The sequence below is a fragment of the Brucella sp. LJL56 genome (genome assembly GCF_054871705.1).
Genome location: NZ_JBTXLQ010000001.1, coordinates 1028684 through 1049760, shown reverse-complemented (window position 1 = coordinate 1049760; position 21077 = coordinate 1028684). Strand labels below are relative to the sequence as shown.

Below are 21077 nucleotides of genomic sequence, written 5' to 3'. Positions count from 1 at the left end.
AAGAGATTGTGTCGTGATCGTCCCCACGTTTTCTGCCGGAAACATAGTGATGGCGCCGGATTACTGGATAAGGCTGATACGTCCGGATTGGACTTTCTGTTCAACCCAACTGCGTTCGTCTCCCCAGGTGTGGCGTTTCCAGCCTTCCCAGGTAAAGCCGCAGATTTGCACGTCCCAGCTTTCCTCCGGACATTTTCCGAGCATGTACCAGATGCCAAAAAAGCCGGTGCTTGGAAAGGCTTTGCTTATATTCTCATCGGTTACACCCAGCTCTTTGCATCCGGCCAGATAGAATTGGGGCGGCATTATCCGGATTTCCTTGCCGGCAGAGCCGACAACTTCGATGGTTTGCATTGTCCAGTCGCCGCGCCGTCCCTTGAGACGAGAGAGGAAATTCGGACCCGGATGATACTCGCGGATGATGCTCGGATGATAAGCGAGCATCACTTCCTTCGCTGCCTTGAAAGTCGGTGTCTGCACGAAGCCTGGATCGCGTAGTCGCCGCTGCATCGGCTTGCTGGAGGTTGCCAGCATCAAAAGATCCGTCCGGGTGCCGCTCATGCCGATGGATTGCTTGGGTTCATTGAAGCGGACAACGAAATCCGCCGCATCCACTTCGGCGGAAAGATCGCGCGGCAAAGGCGCGTTACCGACGATGATCAATGTCTTCTTCATGCACTCCAACTCTGATGAGAATGAATCGGTGCCAGTTTCGACATAGTAGGTATATCTAAATTAGAATTACAGAATGATTACAATAGCGGGAGGTTGTTCTGTTGGGGGGAGACTGGAAATCCGGGAAAAATGCTAGGATTTCGCAACCCTCACGGCAGCTATGCAGGATACGCACTTCTCAAAAGACGGAGAAAGGCGGAAGCTCTTCATTGGGAGGAAGATAAAAAAGGGGATACCGCCATGAATCTTCGTACCCATTTCCACCGCTGGATGCAGTATCGCGAAAATATTCGTGAACTGAGTGGTTGTACTGACCGCGAACTTTATGATCTCGGACTTTCGCGCGCCGATATTCATCGTGTCGCACGCGAAGCGGCTTTTGCTTGAACCAGCAGGTAAGGGCCGTTTCCTCGTTTCGGGAACCGGCCCTGCTTCGATCCGCCAGACCCTCTAATGCCTATGCGTCACCCGGCTTCTTGAAGCGGATGTGAATATCGTCGCCTGCGAGGTCGAAGCCTGCATAATTGCGCTGAAAGGCAATGAGCGCATCATTTACGCCCTTTGAAAAATCGTCTTCCTGCACGTCGATATGGTGCCGGTAGAGGATCCTGTCATCCTTATAGAATATAACCTGACCTTCCATCATAGCCTCCTTCTGATGAAGCGCAGAGCAGAAATCCGTCGGGGTTTCAGGCGTCATGCGCTTTGAAACGGGTGGGTAGAGCAATGTTCTACTCACGGGCTTATGGCTGAAGAGGTGCCAAGGGCACTTAATTCAGTCGGTATATCTATTTGAGATAGGCGACGGGGCGGACGTTTCAAGACGATGCGGTGCCGGTCCCGGCTTTACTCAGCTCGAGCCAGGCACGAGCGGCGTGAGACAGGAATGCGCCTTTTCGCCAGATCAGCGCCAAATGCCAGTTCACATCGGCGCCTTTGATCCTGTGGATGCACACGCCTGGGTGATGCCGCTGTTCCGCGATCATTCTCGGCAGGAAGCCGATACCCATGCCTGCCGCTACAAGTTCAACGATGAAGTCGATCTGACTTGAGCGGACCGCAACGTTTGGAGAGAACCCATGCGAACGACATGCATCAAGGACGATATGATTGAGGGCAAAGCCGCTCTCGAAAAGGATGAACGGCAAGCTGGCAATATCCTGCAGCGAAACGCCGTCGCCATGCGCAGGCGCGTGGTTTGTCGGAAGCAGTGCCACAACCGGTTCGCATCGCACGTCCTGGCATTCGAAGCTGTCTTCGACGGGCAGAAGCGAAGCCGCGAGTTCTACATCTCCGGCAAGCAGCAGTTCCTCCAGCCTTCTGCTGCCGTGCTCAACCAGTTGAATGTCGATATCGGGATAAAGCTTGGTGTATGCCGCGAAGACGGGGGCGAAAAGCACGCTGGACCCGATGGGGGGCAGGCCGAGTTTCAGGAGGCCGCGCTTGAGACCGCGCAATTCGCCCAACTCGCCCAGCATGTCGTCCTTTTCCGCCAGCATGGCAACCGCGCGACGAAAGACAATCTCACCGGCTGTGGTGAGGCGGGAGGGCGAGATTTCGCGATCCAGCAAAACCAGCCCCAGTTCGTCTTCAAGCTGCCTGACGGCCTTGCTGACGGTCGACTGGGTCGCGTTGATGGTTTTCGCGGCGGCGGAGAACCCGCCTTGCCGCACCACTTCGACAAAGGCCTGGAAGCTGCGCAAGTTCATGAGCCATTCTATTACGGAATAGCTGCAATGAAATCAATTCATTTCTAGAATAGTGCCCAAGGGCCTATATTCACCGATGAAAATGCATAAGTCCCCATTGGAAAAGCACATGAACGCCCACAGCCTTTTGATCCGGTTTCGTTACGCACTGCATCACAGCCGTCTGATGCAGATCGCGACGCTGGTTGGCTTCTGGTTGGCGGGTGAGCTTTTCGTCCGACTGGTCGGCTTGCCACTTCCAGGCGGCATTGTCGGCATGGCGCTGGTGCTGGCCTTGCTTTTGAGCGGCCGTATCAGTCTGTTCAGCATGAAGCGTGGCGCAGAATGGTTTTTGGCAGAGATGCTGCTTTTCTTCGTTCCTGCGGTCCTTGCAGTTCTCGAACATCAGGAGCTGATCGGGCTGCTTGGCCTGAAAATTATGGCTGTGATTTTGCTGGGTACGTTGACGGTCATGAGTGTCACTGCATTGACGGTTGATCTTTGCTACCGCTGGAGTTTGCGTTATGTCGCTAAGTAACCCGCTTGTAGCGACACTTTTCTGGTCTGCCGCAACGATCCTGCTTTATCTTGCCGCCAAGCGCGTCTACCGCCGCTTTCCCATGTGGTGGCTGACGCCGCTCGCCGTTACGCCATTGTTGCTGATGGCGCTGGTCATCGGGCTCAACCAAAACTATCGCGGCTATTTCAGCGCCACCCATTGGCTGGTCGCACTGCTTGGGCCTGCTACGGTTGCTTTTGCGATCCCGATTTACCAGCAGCGCGCAACGATCCGCCGCTACTGGCCGGTGTTGCTGGCGGGTGTGGTCGTCGGAAGTTCGTCTGCCATGGCTTCGGCATGGGGTCTGGCGCATCTGCTGGGTCTTAATGAAGCAATCAGCCTTAGCCTGATGCCCCGCTCAATGAGCACGCCGTTTGCGATGACCGTCTCGGGCGATATTGGTGGTACTCCCGATCTCACTGCAATCTTTGTGGTGTTGACCGGCGTATTCGGGGCGGCCCTCGGTGAAGTGATGCTCAACTGGTTGCCGATCCGCTCGGCTTTGGCACGCGGAGCCCTTTTTGGCATGGGTGCGCATGGTGCAGGCGTGGCCAAGGCTCACCAGATCGGCAGTGAGGAAGGTTCGATTGCCGGATTGGTCATGGTGCTTGTCGGTCTGGTGAATGTGCTTGCCGCACCGTTGATTGCCCACCTTTTGTAAAGAATTGATTTTACAAACGATCCTCCCATTAAAAGCGTCCGGTTTCCGGGCGTTTTCTGTGTTGGCTATCTTGCCTTTTTCTTGAGCGTCAACGTCTTTGCATAACTGATATGCATTAATGGCCGTTGCTGCAGAAGGAGTCGCCGGGTAAACATTTGTTCATCGAGTTCACTCCTCCTCCCAGAACTCGATAACGAATACGGCACTCCTCCTCCCAAGCCGTATTCAAGATCAGGCCGCGCATCCTCCTCCCGCGCGGCCTTTTTCTTTTTCTACTCCCCTTTATCCTGTTTCGATCTCGTTTCCCTGCGTTGACAATGCGTAACCGCGCAGCCCCATAGGCAACCCGTGTCATCTGCTCTATCTCTGAGTTTAACTTATGAATCGGGGAGAAAGTGCCTATGACAAGCGGCATCCACCACATCACCCTTATCACCCGAAAAGTGCAGGCGAACGTCGACTTTTATGCCGGCTTTCTGGGGCTGCGCCTCGTCAAGCAAACGGGTGGCTTCGAAGATGCTGAACAGCTACATCTGTTCTATGGCGACCGTTCGGGCACACCTGGATCACTGATCACCTTTCTGGTGTGGGAAGATGGTGCCAAGGGGCGTGTCGGCCATGGCCAAGTCAGTGAAATTGCACTTGCCATTGATCGCACCGCCATCGGTTTCTGGCTCGAACGCGCCTTGCGTTACCATGTGCCATCCGAAGGGCCGGTTCAGGAGTTCGGCGAACCTGTATTGCGCCTGCGCGATCCAGACGGTGTGATCGTCAAACTGGTCGGCTGCGATCTAGCCGCCAACGATGCGTGGGAAAGCGAAGGCATTCCCGCAGTTTTCGCCGTCAGGCGTTTACGGGCCGCGACCATTCTATCTGAAGCTCCAGAACAGACCGCAGGTTTCATTGAACGCTATTTCGGTTTCAAATTTTCGGCGAAAGAAGGCACGATAGACCGTCTTCTGTCGGATTCCGGCGATGTCATCGACGTTCGCGATGCGAGCGGCTTCTGGCCAGGTATTCCCGGTACCGGCATTGCCGACCATGTCGCTTTCCGTGCCGCCGATACCGGCGAAGTGGAAACGGCGGAGAAGGAGCTTTCGAAGCTCAACTCCAGCGCCGTCAATGTGCACGACCGTAAATATTTCACGTCGCTCTATGTTCGCGAGCCGGGCGGAACACTGTTCGAATTTGCAACCGATGCACCGGGCTTCACAATAGACGAGCCGGTTGAAAAACTGGGCCGGTCCTTGTTCGTACCGCCGGGCAATGAAGAAAAGGCGGATGCTATCCGGGCACGGATGCCGCAATTCGCTTTGCCGGGCGAGGAGCGCATCATCTATCGCGATCTGCCTTTTGTTCACCGGATACACCAGCCGGAAGAGCCGGATGGCAGTACGCTGGTGCTTCTGCATGGTACCGGCGGGAATGAAAACGACCTGATGCCTTTCGCCCGTAAGGCCGCGCCGCGCGCGACACTTCTGGGCGTACGTGGACGCAGTACGGAAGAGGGCATCCAGCGCTGGTTTCGCCGCTTCGACCTGAAAAAGTTCGATCAGGCCGATATCCGTTTTGAAGCACAGGCATTCGAGGCTTTTGTGGAAGGTGCCACCGCCGCTTATGGTATCGATTTGAAGCGGACGGCTTTTATCGGGAACTCCAACGGTGCAAATCTGCTGGCGGCCTTCATGCGTTTGCATCCGCATGTGGTTCGCATGGCAGTGCTTCTGCGCGGTCAGGAGGTTCTGAAAGAACAGCCCGACGGTGCAGATTTGTCGGATGCTTCAGTGCTCCTGATGAACGGCACTTCCGATCCTTTTGGGGATTCGAATGGAACGCTGGAAAAAGTCCTGAGAGAAGATGGGGCCACTCTCACGATCTGCACGGTTGAAGCCGGGCATGCGCTCATCGACGAAGATATCCGCATCGCCAGCGACTGGCTTCGGGATAAGCTATGAATGATAAGGGCTGCGGAATTCTCCGCAGCCCTTATTGTATTAATCAAGCGGTTTCAGGTTTTGCTCGATGGCTTCACGTTTTCCCTCGAGGAAAGGTGGAAGCGATAGGCTTTCACCAAGGCTTTCGAGAGGTTCATCGACTGCAAAGCCCGGCCCATCGGTAGCGATCTCGAACAGGATACCGTTCGGCTCGCGGAAATAGAGCGAGCGGAAATAGTAGCGTTCGACTTCGCCGCTTGACGGCATGCGGACGGACCGCAGGCGGTCGACCCATTCCTGCATGCTTTCCTGATCCGGCGTGCGGAATGCGACGTGGTGCACCGCTCCCGCACCCTGCCATGCAGTAGGCAAGTTCGGCTGCACGGCGACATGCAGTTCGGCTGCAGCACCGCCCGGACCCATGGAGAAGACATGGACATGGCCTTCGCCATCGGGCGAGACGTAATCGCCGGTTTGACGCATATTCATGACCTTTTCCAGAATGATCTGGGTCGGCGCCAGTTCGGGAACACTGAGCGTGATCGGTCCAAGGCCCCTGATCTGTCTTTCCGTTGGGACCGGACTCCGGTCCCAACTATGGGCTTCACCCGCTCCGCCGTCATCGGTCAGGCGCAGGCGCTGCCCTTCGGGGTCCTCGAAGTCGAGAACGGCCCGCCCGGCAACTTCGAAAATATCGCCTGTCTGGACGCCTTTATCGTTCAGGTGCTTTCGCCACCACTCGAGACCTTCGACACCGTTGACACGCAAACCAGTGCGGGCGACGCTGTTGGTGCCGCGCTGCTCACGTTGCACAGGCCAGTCGAAAAAGGTGATGTCCGTGCCGGGCGATGCCAACCCGTCTGCGTAGAACAGATGATAGGCGCTGGTGTCGTCCTGATTGACCGTCTTTTTGACGAGCCGGAGCCCGAGCGTGTCGGTGTAGAAGCGCCGGTTGCCGGGCGCGTCGGCCGTAATGGCTGTCAGATGGTGCAGCCCTGTCAGTTCCAAAGCCATATTGTGCCTCCTTCAGAAACGGAGTTGCTGTTGGCGGATATATCGGTCTGGGCTGATCGTGAGGAAAGTATCACCTGTTGAACAGTGTGTAACCCATAAGCCGCAATCGCGTTGCGTTCCGACAATGGTGGATAATTGGGGCTTGGCAGAACGTTTCATGTAAAGAATATATTAACCCTCAAAATTCGGGTGTAAGAGACCTGTTGGCGTAGCTTTGAGGGGAGTTTGGTTTTGCGGCGCGTTTTTTCTCGGACTGCCCCTGCATTGCTTGTGCTTTTGTCTCTGCTTGTCGGTTGCGCCAGTCGGCCTGAAGGCGTGCTTATCCCTGTCGGTGATGCTGTTTCCCCCGGCACGACGAAGGTAAATCTTGTCGTTGCGACCACGCGCCGCCCGTCCGATAATCCTGGCATACTTTTCTCCGGCGAACGCGACAAGCTTGTGTCGCTCAACGAGATCGTCGTGTCCATTCCGCCGGAAAAGAACCGCAAGGCGGGTGAAGTGCAGTGGCCGAAGAAGCTCCCGCCCAATCCGCAGAAGGATTTCACGACCGTCAGCGTGACACCGGTCAAGACCGATGTGGAGATGGCAGGCTGGGTCCGTCCGCATCTCACCAAGAGCCGCCGCGTGATGGTGTTCGTGCACGGTTTCAACAATACATTCGAGGATTCCGTCTATCGCTTTGCCCAGATCGTGCACGATTCCGGGGCCGATGTTGCGCCGGTGATCTTCACCTGGCCGTCGCGCGCCAGCGTGTTCGACTACAATTACGACAAGGAAAGCACGAATTATTCCCGTGATGCGCTGGAGCAGATTCTGCGCGCCATTGCTCGCGAGCCGGAGGTCAAGGACATTACCGTCATGGCGCACTCGATGGGTAGCTGGCTAACGGTGGAGGCCCTGCGTCAGATGGCGATCCGCGACGGTCGCGTGAATACCAAGATTACAGATGTCATTCTGGCTTCGCCCGATCTCGACGTCGACGTGTTCTCGAAACAGTTTCTTGCCATGGGCAAGCCGCATCCGCGTTTCACCCTCTTTACATCCCGGGACGACAAGGCACTCGCCTTGTCACGACGCATTTCCGGCAATATCGACCGTCTCGGCCAGATTGATCCGTCAATCGAGCCGTATCGCTCCGAGCTTGAAAAAGCAGGCATTACCGTCATCGATCTCACCAAGCTTAAGTCGGGCGATAGGCTCAACCATGGTAAATTCGCCTCCAGTCCGGAGGTCGTGCAGCTCATCGGTCAGCGTCTCGTTGCTGGTCAGACGATCACGGATTCGCAAGTCGGTCTTGGAGATCGTCTGGGTGCAGTCGCCATGGGGACTGCACAGGGTGTCGGTACTGCTGCGTCACTGGTCGTGACGGCGCCGATTGCCGTGTTCGATCCAAACACACGCAAAACCTATGACGAGCAGATCGATCGCTTCGGTCGCGCTGTCGGCAATACGGTTGGTGCGGTGACGATCCCGACCCAGTAAGCGCTAGGAGTTGTCATATTTGAGCTGACGCTGTAGGACTCGCGGCCAACAAATTCGGGCCGCGAGGAGGACCTCATGCAGATCATCCGCACCATTGAGGAATTGCGTCAGGCTCTGGCGCCTGCGCGTCGCGCGGGCAAGCGGGTCGGCTTCGTGCCGACCATGGGCTATCTTCACAAAGGCCATCTGGAGCTTGTTCATCGGTCGTGCGCCGACAACGACGTGACCGTCGTGTCGATTTTTGTCAATCCGCTGCAATTCGGCGCGAATGAAGATCTCGACAAATATCCGCGCGATCTGGAGCGCGATGCGGCTCTGCTGCGCGGGGCAAATGTCGATTACCTCTTCGCGCCTGCCGTCAGCGCCATGTATCCGCGCCCGATGCAGACCGTGGTGGATGTGCCAACCCTCGGCAACCAGATGGAAGGCGAGGCGCGCCCCGGCCACTTTGCTGGTGTCGCAACAGTGGTCAGCAAGCTCTTCAACATCGTCGGCGCGGACGCAGCCTATTTCGGCGAAAAGGATTTTCAGCAGCTCGTCATCATCCGCCGCATGGTGGAGGATATGGCTATTCCGGTGCGTGTGGTCGGTGTGGAGACGGTGCGGGAGGATGACGGGCTCGCCTGTTCGTCCCGCAATGTCTATCTGTCGCCGGAACAGCGCGCCGCCGCCATCATCGTGCCGAAGGCGCTCGACGAGGCCGAGCGGCTTTATCGCGCCGGTATAGATGATCCCGATGCGCTGGAAGCGGCAATTCGCGCCTATATCGCCACAGAACCGCTGGCGACGCCGGAAGTTGTGGCGCTGCGTGACCCCGAAACGCTGGAGCGCCTGACGGCGGTGCAGGGGCGGCCAGTGCTGATTGCGCTGTTCGTGCGGCTTGGCACGACGCGGCTTCTGGATAATCGCGTCATTGCGCATGTCGCGCAGGAACGGGCGGCCTGAGATGAGCGCACCCGTCAAACAGAAGCGACTGACGCCCAAGGCCATTTCGGCCCTGAAGGGTGAACGCCCCATCGTCAGCCTGACCGCTTATACGACACCGATTGCGCGGCTGCTCGATCCGCATTGCGACCTGCTGCTGGTGGGGGACTCGCTCGGCATGGTGCTTTACGGCATGGATTCCACCCTTGCCGTAACGCTCGACATGATGATCGCGCACGGGCAGGCGGTGATGCGCGGGGCCGAGACGGCCTGTGTCATCGTCGATATGCCGTTCGGCTCCTACCAGGAATCGAAGGAGCAGGCTTTTCGCAATGCAGCCCGCGTTATGCAGGAAACCGGCTGCGACGGTGTGAAACTTGAAGGCGGCGAGGAAATGGCCGAAACGGTCGATTTTCTTGTCCGGCGCGGCATTCCGGTGTTCGGTCATGTCGGCCTGATGCCGCAACAGGTCAACACGGTTGGCGGCTTCCGCTCGCTCGGGCGCGGTGACGATGAGGCCGACCGTATTCGTCGCGATGCGCAGGCTATTGCCGATGCCGGTGTGTTTGCGCTGGTGATTGAAGGCACAGTCGAGCCGCTGGCGCGTGAGATCACCGCATCGCTCACCATCCCGACCGTCGGCATCGGCGCGTCTGCAGCCTGCGACGGACAGATACTGGTTTCAGATGACATGCTGGGACTGTTTCAGGATTTCACGCCGCGCTTCGTGAAGCGCTTTGCGCAACTGGCGCCGCAGGTGTCTGATGCGGCGAAAGCCTATGCCGAAGAGGTGCGGGCGCGCACATTTCCGGGGCCGGAGCATGTTTTCGGCGCGAAACCGAAAGCTTGAGTAGCAAAAGCTGTGCCGTATGGCGGTAGCGCCTTGTATTTATTCGTCAATCGCGTTCAATGTCGGAAGTGTTTTCCGGAGTTGCCGTGACCGACGATATTGCCCATACCGAACTGATTGCCGTGCTGGCCGCCGTGACCAGCGAACAGCCGCGCGTCATGACCGTGCGGCAGGGACAGGCTCTTCCATCCGGCCCGTTCGAAAGCGAGCACCGTTCGTTGCAATCGGGTCTGCGCGCCTGGGTGCAGTCGGAAACCGCACATCCGGTCGGTTATCTGGAGCAGCTCTATACCTTTGCCGACCGTGACCGCCACGCACAGGGCGAACGCATCATCTCGATCAGCTATCTCGGCCTTGTGCGCGAAAGCGATGCGGCGGCGGGGCAGGCAGGCTGGCGCGGCTGGTATGATTATCTGCCGTGGGAAGATCACCGTCAGGGCGAACCGGCCATCATGGAGCATCTCAACAATGCGCTCCTTGTCTGGGCCTATCGGGCTGAAACGCTGGAACTGACCGCGCAGCGCATGCGGCGCATTGCCTTCACTTTCGGTTTTGACAATGGAGAGTGGGGCGGACGCTGGAACGAAGACCTCGTGCTGCAACGCTATGAGCTGCTGTTCGAAGCCGGTTTGGTGGCGGAAGCCGGGATGAAGGAAGACGAGAACGGCCGTTCCATGTTTGCCGATCATCGCCGCATCCTTGCCACGGCAATTGCGCGGCTGCGCGCCAAGATCAAATACCGCCCGGTAGTGTTCGAATTGATGCCGGACAGTTTTACGCTTCTGCAATTGCAGCGCACGGTCGAAGCGCTGGCGGGTCTGCGCCTGCACAAGCAGAATTTCCGCCGCCTGATCGAGCAGCAGGATCTCGTCGAGGAAACCGGCGAAAGCGACAGCGAAACCGGCGGACGCCCGGCGAAACTGTTTCGTTTCCGCTACTCCATTGTCGAGGAACGCGCCCTTTCCGAGCGCCATCTGGCCGGAGCCAAGCTGCCAATCTCCCGCGATTGACAATATACTCGAATCGAGTATAACTTCGCAAACATGAAATGCTCATATTGAGTATAAATGGATGTGCTCGGGAGATCACCCATGAACGATCATGTTTCCGTTTCGCAACTCTATGACCGCGTGGCGAAGGTGCTGCCCAAGGCGGAGTGGCTGGGCTTCGAAGACGATGTCGCGGCCATTCTCGAGCTGAAGAAAAAGCGCAATGCCGTCATCCTTGCGCATAATTACCAGACGCCGGAAATCTTCCATTGCGTGGCCGATATTGTCGGCGACAGTCTGGCGCTGGCGCGCAAGGCTGCGGAAGTCGATGCCGATGTGATCGTGCTGGCTGGCGTGCATTTTATGGCCGAAACGGCCAAACTGCTCAATCCAGGCAAGACGGTGCTGATCCCCGATATGGCAGCGGGCTGTTCGCTGGCCGACAGCATTACGCCGGAAGATGTGGCGCTGTTGCGCGAAGCGCATCCCGGCGTGCCGATCATCACCTATGTCAATACATCGGCTGCCGTGAAGGCGGCATCCGATATTTGCTGCACCTCCGGCAACGCCAAAAAGGTAGTGGAATCGCTCGGCGTGCCGCGCGTGCTGATGATTCCCGACGAGTTTCTGGCACAGAATGTGGCGCGTGAAACCGATGTCGAAATTCTCGCCTGGCATGGCCATTGCGAGGTGCATGAGCGGTTCACCCCCGACGATATCCGCGAATTGCGCGAAAGCCACCCCGGCGTTGTGGTTCTGGCCCATCCCGAATGCCCGCCGGAAGTGGTGGCGGTCGCCGATTTTGCCGGTTCCACGGCAGTCATGTCGGACTATGTCGGCGAGAAGAAGCCGCGGCGCGTGGTGCTTTTGACCGAATGCTCGATGAGCGACAATGTTGCCGTCGATCACCCGGATGTCGAGTTCATTCGGCCCTGTAATCTTTGCCCGCATATGAAGCGGATCACGCTCGCCAATATTCGCGATGCGCTGGAAAACAATCGTCATGAAGTGACCGTCGATGCCGCGCTGATGGAGCCTGCTAGGCGCGCTGTCGAGCGGATGCTGGCGGTATGAGCATGTCGCGCAAAAGTGGGAACCGGTTTTGCGATAACGACATGCGGCAAAACAAAATGAATACGGCCCCCGTGCTCGTCATCGGCAGCGGCCTTGCCGGTTTGATGACGGCGCTAACGCTCTCTCCGCAGCCGGTTTTGCTGGTGACTGCGGGAAGCCTCGGCCTGTCCGGTTCCAGCATGCTGGCGCAAGGCGGCATTGCCGCAAGCATCGGGGCGGATGACAGCACGGCGCTGCATCTGGCCGATACGATTGCGGCAGGTGATGGGCTGTGCGACGCGGCTGTAGCCGCTGAAATCGTTGCAGCGGGAGCGGAAGTCATCGCCGCGCTTGAGGCTCATGGCGTGCACTTCGACCGCAAGGCGGACGGTTCGTTTTCACTCGGTCTGGAAGCCGCCCATAGCCGCCATCGCATTGTGCATGTGGATGGAGATGCGACGGGGGCGGGCATCATGCGCGTATTGGCCGCGAAAGTTCTGGCGACGCCTTCGATCACCGTCATGGAAAACACCCGCGTCCTTCGGCTCGTCCGGCAGGATGGCCGTGTCGTCGGTGCTTGTCTTGAAAATGTCGGCCCGGTTACAGCAACCGCCGCGGTTCTGGCGACGGGCGGGATCGGCGGACTTTATAACGCAACAACCACGCCGCTCGGCAATCTCGGCCAAGGTGCCGCTCTGGCGGGCCGCGCAGGCGCTGTGCTTGCCGATATGGAGTTCGTGCAATTCCATCCGACGGCGCTTGGCGTCTCGGCGCCGCGTCTGCCGCTGATCAGCGAGGCGGTGCGCGGGGAGGGCGCCAACCTCGTCAATGATCGCGGCGAGCGCTTCATGGCGGATATTCCGGGCCGCGAGCTTGCGCCCCGTGATGTGGTGGCGCGCGCCATCGGCAGCGAGATCGCGCAAGGGCGCAAGGTCTATCTCGATGCACGCACGGCTCTGGGTGCGCGTTTTGCAGCCCGGTTTCCCGGTATCGATGCGCTTTGTAAACAGCATGGCATCGATCCGTCCAGCGATCTGATCCCGGTTAGACCGGCCACGCATTACCATATGGGAGGGATCAGGACCGACGCCGACGGGCGCAGCAGTCTGCCGGGTCTCTGGGCCGTGGGCGAAGCGGCCTGCACCGGCCTGCACGGTGCTAACCGGCTTGCCAGCAACTCGCTGCTTGAAGCCGCCGCCATGGGCCTGCGCGCCGCACGCACCCTTTGCGGTGAAGCGGCTGTTACCGTGCGGCACCCCGTGCCGGTCAGCCTGCCACAGAGTGCCGATCCCGAACCGGTGCGGCGCATCGTTTCCAGCCACCTTGGCCTGCTGCGTGATGAAGAAGGTTTGCGCTCTGCAATCACCACCCTTCTCCCCCTCGCGGAGACCGACGATGCCGCAGCCGTGGCACTGGTCGCTGCGGTTGCGGCATTTGAACGGCGCGAGTCGCGCGGCAGCCATGCCCGTATCGACCACCCGCAGAAATATGCGGAGGCCACGCGCCGCTTCCACACGTTCGAGACGGCATTCGCGCTTGCTCGCGACATTGCCGCCCCCGAACGCTTACTTCAACGAATTCCAAGGACTGCATGATGAACCTGCCGCGCTTGTCTCCGCTTGTCGTCGAACCGCTGGTGCGCGCCGCACTTCTTGAAGATCTGGGGCTTGCTGGCGATATTACCAGCAATGCCGTGGTGCCGGAGGATCACCACTCGGCCATGCTGTTCAGCTTGCGTCAGCCGGGTGTCATCGCCGGGCTGGATGTGGCCGAAATGGCGTTTCGTCTGGTCGATCCGGATGTCAGATTCGAACGTCTGGCACGGGACGGCCAGTCTCTTGCAAAGGGAGCCGATGTCGCCCGCGTTTCCGGCTCATCCCGCTCGATCCTGGCGGGGGAGCGGACGGCGCTCAATTTTCTCGGTCACCTGTCCGGTATTGCAACAGCGACGGCCAGTCTGGTGAAGGCAGTTGCGGGCACAAAGGCTTCTATCGTCTGTACGCGTAAGACGACGCCGGGGCTGCGTGCCTTGCAGAAATATGCGGTCAGGGCAGGCGGTGGCATGAACCACCGTTTTGCGCTCTATGATGCGGTGCTGATCAAGGACAACCACATCGCAGTTGCAGGCGGCGTGCGCGAGGCCATCGAACGCGCCAAGGCCGGTGCCGGTCATATGGTCAAGATCGAGGTTGAAGTCGATACGGTGCAGCAGCTCGATGAAGCCATGGCGGCGGGCGTGGATGCGGTGCTGCTCGACAATATGTCGCCTGCGCAATTGCGAGAGGCGGTATCGGTGATCGACGGGCGCGCCATTTCCGAGGCTTCAGGCGGCATCACACCGGAAACGGTGGCGGCTGTTGCTGCCAGCGGCGTCGATCTGATTTCAGTCGGCTGGACCACGCATAGTGCGCCGAACCTCGATATCGGGCTTGACTATGAACTGAATAACTGAGGCTCTATGCCTTGAGCAGCGTGGAAGCCAGTCTCTCCCGCACCACCAAATTCCAAATGCGTTTTGCTATCAAGCCCAGTCTACCTTGCGGTGCTGGGCTTACGCATTTGAGGCAACGATTTTCTCCAAATTGTTGCGAGGATTTCGCACAAAAAACATGATTGAATTATTCATATTTTTGTGTCACAAATTGACTGACTGATAGTCAGTCATGAGTCGTGCGGTGATTCAGCGGCTTGCTTGTGTGCGTGCCGGTTGCCGGATTGCCGTCACGGCTCAAAACATCGCAGCAGCGAGTTTGATAGATATCGAGCAGGAGGGAAGCGTGATGCTTCACCATAAGGAAAACTGGCCTTACGTCGTCACCTTGTCGAAGGGCGTATCGACCATGGAAGAAACGCGTGAATTCTTTGATGTCTGGAACCGGTGGCTTGATGTGGGAAAGCCTTTCATTGCCATCCGCCGTTTTCTGGATGAGGATGCCCTGACGCATCCAGAAGGTTCGGCGCGTGAAGTGAAGCAATGGTTCCAGCAAAATGCGCAGCGCATTCGCGAACAGGTGCTGGGCATGGTGAACATCGTGCCGGAATCGGTATATGAACAGGCAAGCCGCATGGATGCCGAAAAGCTGTTTCGCGTTCCGGCGGGCACATTCTCGAATGTCGATGCGGCGCTGCATTGGCTGGAGGATCGGGTCATTCGACCAAATCAGCTTGATTTTGACAGAGCGGCCATCCGGGATAAATTGGCAGCGTCCTGAAGTTTCGGAGATTGATTTGCCGTCTACTGTCATCAAGCCCAAGTCCCGCACTAAACCAGCGGAAATACGTCGCGACGAACTGATGGCTGCAGCCGAAGCCCTCTTTCTGGAAAGGGGTTTCGCGGCGACAAGCGTGGATGAAATTGTCCGTCTGGCGGATGTCGCCAAAGGTACGTTCTATCTGCATTTTCGCAGCAAGGACGATATCCTGCTTGGCTTGCGGGAGCGCTTTATCGACGGGTTCTGTGAACGATTGGAGCATGAACTCGATCTACTTCCGGCAAAGGACTGGCAGAGAAAGCTGGCGGTATGGGCCGAGACGGGCATTGCCGGTTATCTCGACAATTACAAACTTCACGATATGGTGTTTCACGATTTCCATCCGCCTATGCGCCGCATGAAGCAGGAAAATCCGGCGATCGTCCGGCTCGATGCACTGTTGACCGATGGTAATGCCGCAGGCGCATGGAAAATCGCCAATACGCGTTTGACTGCGGTGCTGCTGTTCAATGCGCTCCACGGTGCAGTCGATGAGATTATCTCAAATCCTGATATGATGGACCGAGCCGAAATGGTTGCGGGCGTGAAAGCGTTTTTCCTGCAGGCGGTGCGGACTTAGCAATACGCTTAAAGAAAAAGGGAGGCTAGATGCCTCCCTTTACGGGTTTTCCAGCGTCTTTGGTCGGGCTTATTTCTCCACGAAAGCCTTCTCGATGACGTAATGTCCGGCTTCGCTTTGACTGCCTTCCTTAAAGCCACGCTCTTCCAGAATCTGCTTTGTTTCGGCCAGCATTTCAGGGCTGCCGCAGAGCATCATGCGGTCGTCGTCGTGGTTGAACTCCGGCAGACCGACATCGGTAAAGAGTTGCCCCGAACGAATAAGGTCGGTCAGACGACCGCGATTTTTGTAAGGCTCACGCGTGACGGTCGGATAGTAGATGAGCTGGTTCTTGGCCATCTCGCCAAGGAACTCATCTTGTGGCAGTTCGGTGGAGATGAAATCCGTATAGGCAAGTTCTGCAACCTGGCGCACGCCATGAACGAGAATGATTTTCTCGAAACGTTCATAGGCTTCCAGATCGCGGATGATCGACAGGAATGGCGCGAGACCGGTGCCGGTAGAAAGCAACCACAGATTCTTGCCGGGCTTCAGATTGTCGTAGAGCAGCGTGCCGACCGGCTTCTTGGACAGGATGATCTGGTCGCCAACTTTCAAATGCTGGAGCTTTGAGGTCAGCGGACCGTTCGGCACCTTGATCGAGAAGAATTCCAGACCATCCTCGTAAAGGCTCGAGGCAATCGAATAGGCACGCGTGAGCGGCTTACCGTTCACTTCCAGGCCCATCATGATGAACTGGCCGCTCTGGAAGCGAAAACCAGGGTCGCGCGTCGTACGGAAGGAAAACAGCGTGTCGGTCCAGTGATGGATGTCGGTGACGGTTTCCTGATTGAAGTTGCTGCTCATTTTCGGAACTGTCTCTGTCTTGCTCCTGCACCGCTTGGGAGGACGGCGCCTATGGAATGGATCGGTTGGTCACTCTTTATCGGTCATTGCCGCATTTTGCCCGCAGTCATGCAGCTCCGTGGAGTTCTGCATCCTCTGCAGGCAAAACGCTTTGATTGCGATCAATGTAAGCGCGTCATGCTGCCTTCAGGGTGGCTTCCGCGAATTCGTAGTTGGCCAGCTTGTCGAGGAAGTTCGTTACATAGTCAGGCCGACGATTACGGAAATCGAGATAATAGCTATGCTCCCAGACATCAAGCCCTAATAGTGCCTTGCCTTCGCCGGTTGCCAGCGGATTGGAGCCATTTGGCGTCTTGGTGACCTTCAGCTTGCCGTCGTTGGCCAGAACCAGCCATGCCCAGCCTGAGCCGAACTGGCCGACAGCCGCCGTCTTGAAGGCTTCCTTGAACTGGTCGACGCCGCCGAAATCTTGCGTGATCTTCTTTTCCAGCGCGCCGGGAAGGCGTCCACCGTTCGCCGACAGGTTCTGCCAGAACAGATCGTGGTTCCAATGCTGGCCGGCATTATTGAACACCGGAGCGAGATCGGCCTTGTCCTTGGCGAAGAGCACGATTTCTTCGAGCGACTTGCCCTTGAGCGCATCATTCTTTTCAACAAAACCATTGAGCGCCGTCACGTAGGCCTGGTGGTGCTTGCCATGATGCAGCTCAAGCGTTTCCGTGCCCATGCCGACGCCTTCAAGGGCGTTGGTCGCAAAGGGAAGTGGTGGCAAAGTGAAGCTCATTTTGGACTCCTTGATATATAACTATCTTGATAATTCAGAGCGGTTCGCTTAATTTAACAAGATAATGCTTCTTTAAATCGAAAATAGGCGATATGTCAAGAAATGACTTTCTAAATACCGACGAATTGGGAGCACGTTCTCCCGCCGAGAAGATCATGCTCGCGCTCAAGATGCGCGGTGCACAGACAGCCGCCGCTATTGGCGAACATCTCGGCACCACCGGCGAGGCGGTGCGCCAGCAATTGATGCGGCTGGCCGAGGAAGGTCTTGTCGCGCCGCATTCAGTATCGCAGGGCGTCGGTCGCCCGGCGCAGTTCTGGGATCTGACTGAAGCCGGAAACAAGCGTTTTCCCGACACGCATGCCGATCTGACCGTGCAGCTTCTGCATTCCGTGCGCACTATTCTCGGCGACGATGCGCTGGATACGCTGATCGCCCATCGTGAGACCGAGACCCGCCGTCAGTATCAGGCACGCTTGAAGGACTTGTCTCTCGATCAGCGGGTGAAGGAACTCGCCGACATCCGGTCCGCAGAAGGCTACATGGCCAATGCCGAAAAGCGCGAAGATGGCTCATGGCTTCTCATTGAAAATCATTGCCCCATCTGCGCCGCCGCCGATGCCTGTCAGGGCTTCTGCCGGTCGGAGCTTCAGCTATTCAGGGCCGTGCTTGGCCCTGACGTATCTGTAGACCGCACCGAGCATATTCTGGCCGGCGCGCGACGCTGTGCTTACGTTATTGTGCCCACCGCTTAATACACTTTCAGCATTGCGCTGGCTGAGGTTGTCTCGCGCTACGAACGAGAGCAAGGGCTGACAGGAATGCCAGTGCAGACAGAACGGCAAAACCGGAGAAGAGCCAAAGCGCTGCATGCGCAGTGCCGGCAAAGCCGCCGGGATTGGTGAGGCCGGCCATATTGGCAACCATTCCGGCAAGCGCGGCACCAAGCGCTGTCGTGAAAAGCTGTACCATGGTCACGGAAGCGGTGGCCAGATTCTGGTCCTCTGCGTCGGCGCGTTTGAAGATGCGGGTCAGCAGGTGCGGCCATGTCAGGCCAACGCCGAAACCGATCACGGCCAGCGCGATGCAGATCGGCAGCAGATCGGACCAATGACCTGCGCTGCCAGCCGGAATGAGAATAGCCAGCGTTACCATGCCAGCCACGCCCATGACGGGGGCGGCGAGAATGACACGGTCGGTACGCCCGGCAGCAATCCCTGATGACCCGATGGAGCCAAGTGTCCAGCTACCGCCCATGATTGCAGCCAGATATCCTGCAACGAGTGGCGACTGGCTGTGCAGCACCTGAAAGAAAAGCGGTACGAATACTTCCGCGCTGGTCACCGAGGCGCTGAGGAAGGCAAGCGTGAGATAAAGCGCCCCGAGTTTCTGGATGCTGAACGAGCCCTTCGGAAGAATCCGCCTGCTGGCCTTCATTTCCACCGCTGCAAGAAGCAGCAGCAAGACGATGGCAAGCACCACACCACCGGCATTCCATACCAGTTCGGATGAAATGCTTCCGGCAGAAACGGCAAGGACGGCTGCAGTCAAAAGGATGAGCTGAGGCCAGGCCAACCGGTCATTGCTGGCGGCGGAGCCGGATTCTCGCGGCAGCACAGTCATGGCCATGATGGTGAATACGGCGATAACCGGAGCAAGTGACCAGAAGGCTGCGCGCCAGATGCCGAGCTCGGCAAAAATGCCGCCAACGGCAGGACCGACGAGTGTTGCCACGCCCCACATGCCGGAAACGAGGCCGATGGCGCGAGGCCACAGCGCCTCGTCGAAAACGATGCGGATCATGGAGTAGGACAGGGAGAGCATCAAACCGCCGCCAAGGCCTTGTATCGCTCGTCCCGCCAGCATGACAGGCATTGATGGAGCGAGGCCACAAGTCAGGGTTCCGGCAGCGAATATAATTGCTGCAATCAGATAGGCACTGCGCGGGCCTGCCTGCGAAAGCAGGCGCGGCACGAGCGCCGAACCGAGAATGGATGCAGTTACGAACAGTGCCGTGTTCCATGCATAGTAATCCATACCGCCAATGTCGGTGACGACCGTTGGCAAAATGGTTGTGGCAATGAACACGTTGATGGCATGAAGCGCCACGCCGCCGACAAGCGTCAGCGAAACAATGGCGTTTCTACCTGCAAACAGGTCTCCCCAACCGGCGGTCGGCTTGTGATCCTGCATTTCATTTTCCTTTGACTGTCATTGCGCGAGCGAAAGCCTGAATGAGGTCGCCCCGAACATGGAGCCAATGGCTACGCTCGCACTTATAATTTGTCAAGCTAATGCTTGTTTAATTAAATTGATGATACTCCGGAAACTGTAGCAAGCTGTCTTATCGGGCAGAAGCCATTTGTCCTGACAAAGACTTTCAATGAAAACAACGCAGCCAAGGGGGAGCAAGAGGGAAGGGGTTCAAATCTTCACAAAAAGCTCTATATGAAGCGCGTACCGCCAAGGGCGAGGAAGTAATCCGCGATAGCTTGTTGGGAAATTTTTTCCCAATAATGCTGTGGCGGATTTGTGTTTCTGTCACAAGCTTCCTATAAGCCTTCGAATAATTCGGGAAACTACTTGCGTGTTTCCTCAACGTGGCAAACCAGTCTTGCTGGCGAGGCCAGATTTCCCCTTTGGACGACCCGGAACTCTCATGATCCAGACGCCTTACTACCTGATCGACAAGACCAAGCTGAAGAGCAACATGGAAAAGGTTGCCTATGTGCGCGAGAAATCCGGCGCCAAGGCACTGCTGGCGCTGAAGTGCTTTGCCACATGGTCTGTGTTCGATTTCATGAGCCAATATATGGACGGCACGACTTCGTCTTCGCTCAATGAAGTGCGTCTTGGCCATGAAAAGTTTGGCGGAGAAACCCACGCTTACAGCGTTGCCTATGCCGATCATGAGATCGACGAAGTCATCGCCAATGCCGACAAGATCATCTTCAATTCCATCGGCCAGTTTGAACGCTTTGCCGACAAGGCAGCGCATATCAAGCGCGGCCTGCGTCTCAATCCGGGCATTTCTTCTTCGAGCTTTGATCTTGCTGATCCGGCGCGTCCGTTCAGCCGTCTTGGCGAATGGGACGTGGCGAAGGTCGAGAAGGTCATGGACCGCGTGACCGGCTTCATGATTCACAATAATTGCGAAAACTCCGATTTCGGTCTTTTCGACAAGATGCTGACGGAGATCGAAGACAAGTTCGGCTCTCTTCTGCACCGCGTTGAATGGGTCAGCCTTGGTGGTGGCATCCACTTCACTGGCGAAAACTATCCGGTCGATGAATTCTGCGCGCGCCTGAAAGCTTTCTCGGAAAAGTTCGGCGTACAGGTCTATCTGGAGCCGGGCGAAGCCTCGATCACCAAGACCACGACGCTGGAAGTGACGGTTCTCGACACGCTGTTCAACGGCAAGAACCTCGCCATTGTCGATAGCTCAATCGAAGCGCATATGCTCGACCTGCTCATCTATCGCGAAAAGGCGAAGATGGCGCCGAACAATGGCGAGCATAGCTATATGGTTTGCGGCAAGTCGTGCCTTGCTGGCGATATTTTCGGCGAGTTCACTTTTGACAAGCCGTTGGCCATCGGCGACCGTCTCTCGTTTGAAGATGCGGCCGGTTATACGATGGTCAAGAAAAACTGGTTCAATGGCGTGAAAATGCCTGCGATTGCCGTGCGTGAACTGGATGGCACGGTCAAACTTGTCCGCGAATTTAATTACGCGGATTTTGAGGGTTCGCTCTCCTGAGCCCTGCGTCGCGGTACTGTTCAGCGGCGT

General features: G+C 57.4%; 22 protein-coding genes. 15 read left to right on the top strand and 7 right to left on the bottom strand.

From position 1 onward, the window contains the following. Positions 1-60 precede the first annotated feature (60 nt). A complete protein-coding gene (locus ACYSN1_RS05170) occupies positions 61-675 on the bottom strand; it encodes a glycosyltransferase family 29 protein (RefSeq protein WP_461724677.1) in 615 nt (204 codons plus the stop codon). A 240-nt stretch (positions 676-915) separates the two neighbouring features. Here ACYSN1_RS05170 and ACYSN1_RS05165 point away from each other — a divergent pair, with 240 nt between their 5' ends. After that, on the top strand, positions 916-1062 hold the full coding sequence (locus tag ACYSN1_RS05165) for a DUF1127 domain-containing protein (protein WP_140020365.1): 147 nt from the start codon (positions 916-918) through the stop codon (positions 1060-1062). A 70-nt stretch (positions 1063-1132) separates the two neighbouring features. On the opposite strand, the gene ACYSN1_RS05160 is transcribed toward ACYSN1_RS05165, so the two are convergent. Next, positions 1133-1318, bottom strand: a complete 186-nt coding sequence (locus ACYSN1_RS05160; RefSeq protein WP_140020154.1) for a hypothetical protein — start codon at positions 1316-1318, stop codon at positions 1133-1135. A gap of 175 nt (positions 1319-1493) precedes the next feature. Then, positions 1494-2384, bottom strand: coding sequence for a LysR family transcriptional regulator (locus ACYSN1_RS05155; protein WP_461724676.1), 891 nt, complete (start codon positions 2382-2384; stop codon positions 1494-1496). Between the two features lie 109 nt (positions 2385-2493). Here ACYSN1_RS05155 and ACYSN1_RS05150 point away from each other — a divergent pair, with 109 nt between their 5' ends. The 3 genes from ACYSN1_RS05150 to ACYSN1_RS05140 all read left to right on the top strand — a co-directional run bounded on the left by ACYSN1_RS05150 (position 2494) and on the right by ACYSN1_RS05140 (position 5538). Further along, positions 2494-2901 (top strand): CidA/LrgA family protein, encoded by a 408-nt coding sequence (locus ACYSN1_RS05150; protein ID WP_104756123.1) that lies wholly within the window; start codon positions 2494-2496, stop codon positions 2899-2901. Then, entirely contained in the window at positions 2888-3583 is a 696-nt protein-coding gene (locus ACYSN1_RS05145; RefSeq protein WP_105541068.1) for an LrgB family protein, read from the top strand. The genes ACYSN1_RS05150 and ACYSN1_RS05145 overlap by 14 nt, the downstream gene beginning before the upstream one ends. A 401-nt stretch (positions 3584-3984) precedes the next feature. Continuing rightward, positions 3985-5538, top strand: coding sequence for a VOC family protein (locus ACYSN1_RS05140; RefSeq protein WP_461724675.1), 1554 nt, complete (start codon positions 3985-3987; stop codon positions 5536-5538). Between the two features lie 39 nt (positions 5539-5577). On the opposite strand, the gene ACYSN1_RS05135 is transcribed toward ACYSN1_RS05140, so the two are convergent. Then, entirely contained in the window at positions 5578-6531 is a 954-nt protein-coding gene (locus tag ACYSN1_RS05135) for a ring-cleaving dioxygenase (RefSeq protein ID WP_461724674.1), read from the bottom strand. Positions 6532-6756: 225 nt separating this feature from the next. On the opposite strand from ACYSN1_RS05135, the gene ACYSN1_RS05130 reads away from it, so the two are divergent. The 9 genes from ACYSN1_RS05130 to ACYSN1_RS05090 all read left to right on the top strand — a co-directional run bounded on the left by ACYSN1_RS05130 (position 6757) and on the right by ACYSN1_RS05090 (position 15660). Beyond that, entirely contained in the window at positions 6757-8013 is a 1257-nt protein-coding gene (locus ACYSN1_RS05130) for an alpha/beta hydrolase (RefSeq protein ID WP_461724673.1), read from the top strand. A gap of 75 nt (positions 8014-8088) precedes the next feature. After that, positions 8089-8958: a pantoate--beta-alanine ligase gene (gene panC / locus ACYSN1_RS05125; RefSeq protein ID WP_461724672.1), complete on the top strand. Its 870-nt coding sequence runs from the start codon at positions 8089-8091 to the stop codon at positions 8956-8958. A gap of 1 nt (position 8959) precedes the next feature. After that, complete coding sequence (gene panB, locus ACYSN1_RS05120; protein WP_461724671.1) at positions 8960-9787, top strand: 3-methyl-2-oxobutanoate hydroxymethyltransferase; 828 nt, start codon at positions 8960-8962, stop codon at positions 9785-9787. 59 nt (positions 9788-9846) lie between these two features. Beyond that, on the top strand, positions 9847-10797 hold the full coding sequence (locus tag ACYSN1_RS05115; protein WP_461724670.1) for an NUDIX hydrolase: 951 nt from the start codon (positions 9847-9849) through the stop codon (positions 10795-10797). 81 nt (positions 10798-10878) lie between these two features. Further along, positions 10879-11850, top strand: coding sequence for a quinolinate synthase NadA (gene nadA, locus ACYSN1_RS05110; RefSeq protein WP_461724669.1), 972 nt, complete (start codon positions 10879-10881; stop codon positions 11848-11850). A 56-nt stretch (positions 11851-11906) separates the two neighbouring features. Beyond that, positions 11907-13424 (top strand): L-aspartate oxidase, encoded by a 1518-nt coding sequence (locus ACYSN1_RS05105; protein WP_461724668.1) that lies wholly within the window; start codon positions 11907-11909, stop codon positions 13422-13424. Then, positions 13424-14281, top strand: coding sequence for a carboxylating nicotinate-nucleotide diphosphorylase (gene nadC, locus ACYSN1_RS05100; protein WP_461724667.1), 858 nt, complete (start codon positions 13424-13426; stop codon positions 14279-14281). The genes ACYSN1_RS05105 and nadC overlap by 1 nt, the downstream gene beginning before the upstream one ends. 328 nt (positions 14282-14609) lie before the next feature. Then, a complete protein-coding gene (locus ACYSN1_RS05095; RefSeq protein ID WP_461725283.1) occupies positions 14610-15041 on the top strand; it encodes a hypothetical protein in 432 nt (143 codons plus the stop codon). Positions 15042-15057: 16 nt separating this feature from the next. Next, on the top strand, positions 15058-15660 hold the full coding sequence (locus ACYSN1_RS05090; RefSeq protein WP_461724666.1) for a TetR/AcrR family transcriptional regulator: 603 nt from the start codon (positions 15058-15060) through the stop codon (positions 15658-15660). 69 nt (positions 15661-15729) lie between these two features. Here the strand turns inward: ACYSN1_RS05090 and ACYSN1_RS05085 are convergent, their stop codons facing one another. Then, complete coding sequence (locus ACYSN1_RS05085) at positions 15730-16506, bottom strand: ferredoxin--NADP reductase (protein ID WP_140020140.1); 777 nt, start codon at positions 16504-16506, stop codon at positions 15730-15732. Positions 16507-16681: 175 nt separating this feature from the next. Continuing rightward, positions 16682-17290, bottom strand: coding sequence for a superoxide dismutase (locus ACYSN1_RS05080; protein ID WP_461724665.1), 609 nt, complete (start codon positions 17288-17290; stop codon positions 16682-16684). Between the two features lie 155 nt (positions 17291-17445). Between ACYSN1_RS05080 and ACYSN1_RS05075 the strand changes: the two genes are divergently transcribed. Beyond that, positions 17446-18045: a helix-turn-helix transcriptional regulator gene (locus ACYSN1_RS05075; RefSeq protein WP_461725282.1), complete on the top strand. Its 600-nt coding sequence runs from the start codon at positions 17446-17448 to the stop codon at positions 18043-18045. 7 nt (positions 18046-18052) lie between these two features. Here ACYSN1_RS05075 and ACYSN1_RS05070 read toward each other — a convergent pair whose 3' ends face one another. Continuing rightward, the gene (locus tag ACYSN1_RS05070) at positions 18053-19483 is read right to left on the bottom strand and encodes an MFS transporter (protein WP_461724664.1); all 1431 of its coding nucleotides are present in this window, start codon (positions 19481-19483) and stop codon (positions 18053-18055) included. A 466-nt stretch (positions 19484-19949) separates the two neighbouring features. Between ACYSN1_RS05070 and nspC the strand changes: the two genes are divergently transcribed. After that, positions 19950-21047, top strand: a complete 1098-nt coding sequence (gene nspC / locus ACYSN1_RS05065) for a carboxynorspermidine decarboxylase (RefSeq protein ID WP_461724663.1) — start codon at positions 19950-19952, stop codon at positions 21045-21047. Positions 21048-21077 lie beyond the last annotated feature (30 nt).